The organism is Roseateles sp. P5_B10, assembly GCF_056400485.1.
On record NZ_JBFULE010000438.1, the window covers coordinates 1 to 4,427 of the forward strand.

Consider the following 4,427-nt stretch of genomic DNA (forward strand, 5'->3'; position numbering starts at 1 on the left):
AGGCGCCGTCGAGCAGGATCTCGACGCGCTGGATGGCGGCGGCCGGGATGCTGTTCAGGTCCACGCCGGCCGCGTCGCCGGGCGAGGCGAAGTTGGCCACGCGCCGGCCGTTCAGCAGCACGAGGGTGGACGACACGCCCAGGCCGCGCAGGTTGGCGGCGTTGAAGCCCATCTGGTCCCGGAAGCCGCCATAGGCCACGCTGCCGCCGTCGGTCAGGTTGTTGGCGCTGGCGCTGATGCGGGCGATCAGCTCGGCGGCCGTCGTCACGCCGGCCTTGTCGATTTCGCCCCGCGTGATGACCTGCACCGGCAGCGCTGTCTCGCCCTCGATGCGCTTGATCGCCGTGCCGGTGATCTCGACGCGCTCCAGCGTCGACTGGGCCTGGGCAGCGCAGCTCAGCGCAAGCAGGGCCGCTGCAGCAGCAGTGACGGCAATGCGGGAAGGGCAGGGGGTTTTCATGGGCGGCTCTCCGTGGTTCGGGCGAGTCTAGGCACGGCGGCGCTAGCTGCCGGGCTCCAAGCCGGCGATTCGTCTCGTGCGCGCCACGCCCTCGTCGTTCGAATTAGGGGCGAACGGTCATCGGYGCTCTGTCATCATGCGCGGTCTGACCAAGGAGGGGTGTGGGCATGAGGGCATGGATCTGGGCCGGTGTGGCGGCAATGGCGGCAGCCATGGGCGTACAGGCGGCTCCGCCGGCGACGGCACCGGCGGCGAGCGCGCCGCAAGGCTTCAGGCTGCTGCGTCCGTCGGCGCCGGCCTCGGCATCGGCACCACGCGCTGCGGCACCGGCGCCCGCCAAGGCCGCGTCGGCCGTTCAAGCCGGTCCGGCACAGGCCTCAGGGGCGCTGCAGCCGCTGCCCGAGTCCGAGCCCGCCATCCGCGGCTATGCCGTGCCTATCGGCGGCGCGCTGAAGGCCGACAACGAAGAGGTCTGGCAACGCATCGTTCAACTGGCCGGCGGCAAGGGCGCGCGCTTCGTCGTTTTCGGCACAGCCAGTGAGGATCCCGAGGCCAGCGCCAAGCAGATCGTGGATCTGCTGCAGCGCCGAGGCGCGGTGGCCGAGGCCTTGCCGGTGGCGCCCAAGTTCCTGTGGGTGGACCTGAGCAAGGTCGTGCGCGACCCGGCCCTGATCGCCAAGGTCAAGGCCGCCAAGGGCATTTTCTTCACGGGCGGCGTGCAGGAGCGCATCGTCGATGTGCTGCAGCCCGGTGGCCAGAGCACGCCCATGCTGGAGGCGATCTGGGACGTCTACCGCAAGGGCGGCGTCATCGCCGGCACTTCGGCCGGAGCGGCCATCATGAGCACCGTGATGTTCCGTGACCCGCCCAGCAACATCAACATCCTCAAGGGCCGCTTTTCGGATGGCAAGCAGATCGATCGCGGGCTRGGCTTCGTCGGCCCTCATCTGTTCGTCGACCAGCATTTCCTCAAGCGCGGCCGCTTCGGCCGCATGATTCCGCTGATGATGGCCAAGGGCTACAAGCTCGGCCTGGGCGTGGACGAGAACACCGCCGCCATCATCCGCGGCGACGAGATCGAGGTCATCGGCGACCGCGGCTGCCTGGTCGTGGACCTGACCGAGGCCAAGAGCGATCCCTCGCTGGGCGCTTTCAACGTGCAGGGCGCCCGCCTGTCCTACCTCGAGCACGGCGACCGCTACCACCTGCGCGCGCGCTCGGCGACGCCGTCGGCGCCCAAGCTGCGCGGCGAGTTGCACGACGCCGAGTCGCCCAACTTCAAGCCGAGCTACATCGACGATGTCTTCCACCTCGACATGATGGGCGACTCGACCATCTCCAACGCGATGACACGCCTCATCGACAGCGTGCGCAAGGAGGTCAAGGGTCTGGCCTTCGACGTGCTGCCGCGCACCAACGACCCGCTGGCCGAGCTCGGCTTCCTGTTCCGGCTCTACAAGGGCTCGGACTCGCTGGGTTGGAGCACCGAGGAATTCGGCGGCGAACAGTTCACGGTCACCAACCTCTACCTCGACATCAGCCCCGTGCGCCTGCCGATGCCGCTGTATGGCGGCTGGTCGGGGCCGCCCAAGCCTGCGGCCAGCCTGCCCGCCACGAGCGTTCCCGCAGCGTCGGCGCCCTCGGGCCAGTGAATCGGCAGCCGTTTGCAGCGCTTGGTCACAAGCGTTGCTTTTCCTCGGGCCTGACCCGCTGTCGGATTGCGCGGGAGCCTGCCAAGATGTCGGGCTCGTGAACTGCGCCAGCCCGGCACCCATCTTGCCCAGCCACTCCCCCGTCGGCACCGTCATCGTCATCGGCGGCGCGCTCAAAGCTGACAGCGACGCCGTCTGGCAGCGCATCGTCGACGAGGCCGGGGGCGCCGGTGCGTCCATCGCCGTCTTCCCGACCGCGGCCTATGAGCCCGAGCGCGTTGCGGCCCAGATCGCCGCCGCGCTGGAGCGCTGCGGCGCGCACGCCGAGATCATTCCCGTCGCCCCCAATCTCGAAGCAGGAGATCTGCAGGGAACGCTGCACGATACGGCCCTGATCGCCCGCGTCGCTGCCTGCCGCGCCGTCTTCTTCTCCGGTGGCGCCCAGGAGCTCATCGTCGACACGCTGCAGCCGGGCGGCGAGCCAACGGCCATGCTGGCGGCCATCCGCCAGGTCTTCGAGCGCGGCGGCGTCATCGCTGGCACCAGTGCCGGTGCCGCGGTCATGAGCCGCATGATGTTCCGCGATGCGATGGACAGCCTGGCCGTTCTCAAGGGCCAGTGGCGGGCGGGCCTGGAATACGACCGGGGCCTGGCCTTCCTCGGCCCCGACCTGCTGATCGACCAGCATTTCCTCAAGCGCGGCCGTATCGGCCGCATGCTGCCGGCCCTGCAGTCCCTGGGCTGCCGCCTGGGCCTCGGTGTGGACGAGAACGCGGCCGTCGTCATCAAGGGCGGGCAACTCGAGGTCATCGGCGGCAGCGGCGCCGTCCTTGTCGACCTCGGCGACGCGACACGCGACGCCGCGCTGCCGGCCTTCAACCTGCAGGGCGTGCGCCTGTCCTATCTCGACCATGGCGACTGCCACGACCTGGCCAGCGGCGAGACGACGCCGGCGCCGCACAAGCAGCGCGAGCCCCGCATCGACCCTGGCGCCCCGGACTTCAAGCCGCGCCTGCAGTCCGACCGGTTCTTCCTCGACATCCTCGGCGACGRCTGCATCCTCGGCGCGCTGACGCAGCTGCTGGACGGCCCCGAGCCCGAGGTGGGCGGCCTCGCCTACCGCGCCCGTCCGCACGCCGACGATCCGGCGCCCGACGTGGGCTTCGAGTTCCGGCTGCGCCGTGCCCCCGGCTTCGTAGGCTGGCGCAGTGCCGTCCGCGGCGGCGGCGAGGACTACACGGTGCTGCAGGCCCGACTGGATGTCATCCCCGTGCGGGTCGCCAAGCCACTGTTCACACCCCTCGCCGCCGAGGGGCAGCCCGTGGTCGAATCGGCGTTGGCGAGCCGGCCCGGCTCGAAGGAGAGTGGTGATGGCGACGGTCAGCGGTGAGTTCACGGTGGGGATGACGGCCCAGGCTGCCGAGGCGGCAAGTCCGGCCCTCGGCCGCATGGTGCTGGACAAGCAATATCGCGGCGCCCTCGAGGCCCGTGGCGCCGGCCAGATGCTGGCCACGCACGGCAGCATCGCCGGCTCGGYGGCCTATGTGGCGCTGGAGACCGTGACCGGCAGCCTGGAGGGCCGCGAGGGTAGCTTCRCCCTCGTGCATCACGGCCTGATGGAGCGCGGCACGCCCAGCCTCGCCATCACCGTTGTGCCAGACTCCGGGACCGGCGCACTGGCCGGCCTGGCGGGCCGCATGAACATCCGCGTTGAAGGCCACCAGCATTTCTACGATTTCGATTTCACGCTGCCTTAAGCTTGAAACCTGGCCTGAAGCAAGGAGACACCATGAAGAAGATCCTGCCCCTCATCACGCTGCTGCTGATTGCTGGCGCCGCCCAGGCCACCGACGTCGGTGTGTCGGTGCAGATTGGCCAGCCTGGTTTCTACGGCCGCATCGACATCGGCCAGACGGCGCCGCCGCCCGTCGTGCTGCGCGAGCCCGTCTGGGTGCAGCGCCGGCCGGTGCATGTCGAGCCCGTTTATATGCGCATCCCGCCCGGCCACCAGAAGCACTGGGACAAGCACTGCGCCAAGTACAACGCCTGCGGCATGCCGGTCTACTTCGTCCGCGAGGACYGGTACCAGGAGCGCTACGAGCGGCGGGGCGACGATAACGACCAGGGCAAAGGCCATGGCAAGGGCCATGGCAAGCACAAGGGCAAGGACCGCGACTGACGTGGCGGGCGCCGGCCGCGACACAATTGCGGCCATGGCTGATACCGATCTCCGCGATACCCGACCCGAAGGCTTCCTGCGCGTCAGCGCCGCGCTCACCGCCCTGGCCCATCCCCACCGGCCGCTGTGGCTGGAC

At 69.7% G+C, this 4,427-nt stretch carries 5 protein-coding genes; 4 read left to right on the forward strand and 1 reads right to left on the reverse strand.

Annotation, left to right across the window (positions count from 1 at the left end):
- The coding region (locus AC1DU6_RS21325) for a TonB-dependent receptor plug domain-containing protein (protein WP_477859428.1) at nt 1-460 on the reverse strand (460 nt) is incomplete at its 3' end.
- A gap of 167 nt (nt 461-627) precedes the next feature.
- Between AC1DU6_RS21325 and AC1DU6_RS21330 the strand changes: the two genes are divergently transcribed.
- The 4 genes from AC1DU6_RS21330 to AC1DU6_RS21345 all read left to right on the forward strand — a co-directional run bounded on the left by AC1DU6_RS21330 (nt 628) and on the right by AC1DU6_RS21345 (nt 4,291).
- Nucleotides 628-2,112 (forward strand): cyanophycinase, encoded by a 1,485-nt coding sequence (locus AC1DU6_RS21330; protein ID WP_457355266.1) that lies wholly within the window; start codon nt 628-630, stop codon nt 2,110-2,112.
- Nucleotides 2,113-2,236: 124 nt separating this feature from the next.
- Nucleotides 2,237-3,502: a cyanophycinase gene (locus AC1DU6_RS21335; RefSeq protein WP_477859430.1), complete on the forward strand. Its 1,266-nt coding sequence runs from the start codon at nt 2,237-2,239 to the stop codon at nt 3,500-3,502.
- A complete protein-coding gene (locus tag AC1DU6_RS21340; protein WP_477859431.1) occupies nt 3,483-3,869 on the forward strand; it encodes a DUF3224 domain-containing protein in 387 nt (128 codons plus the stop codon). Before AC1DU6_RS21335 ends, AC1DU6_RS21340 begins: the two co-directional genes overlap by 20 nt.
- Nucleotides 3,870-3,901: 32 nt before the next feature.
- Complete coding sequence (locus tag AC1DU6_RS21345) at nt 3,902-4,291, forward strand: hypothetical protein (protein ID WP_477859433.1); 390 nt, start codon at nt 3,902-3,904, stop codon at nt 4,289-4,291.
- Nucleotides 4,292-4,427: the final 136 nt, after the last annotated feature.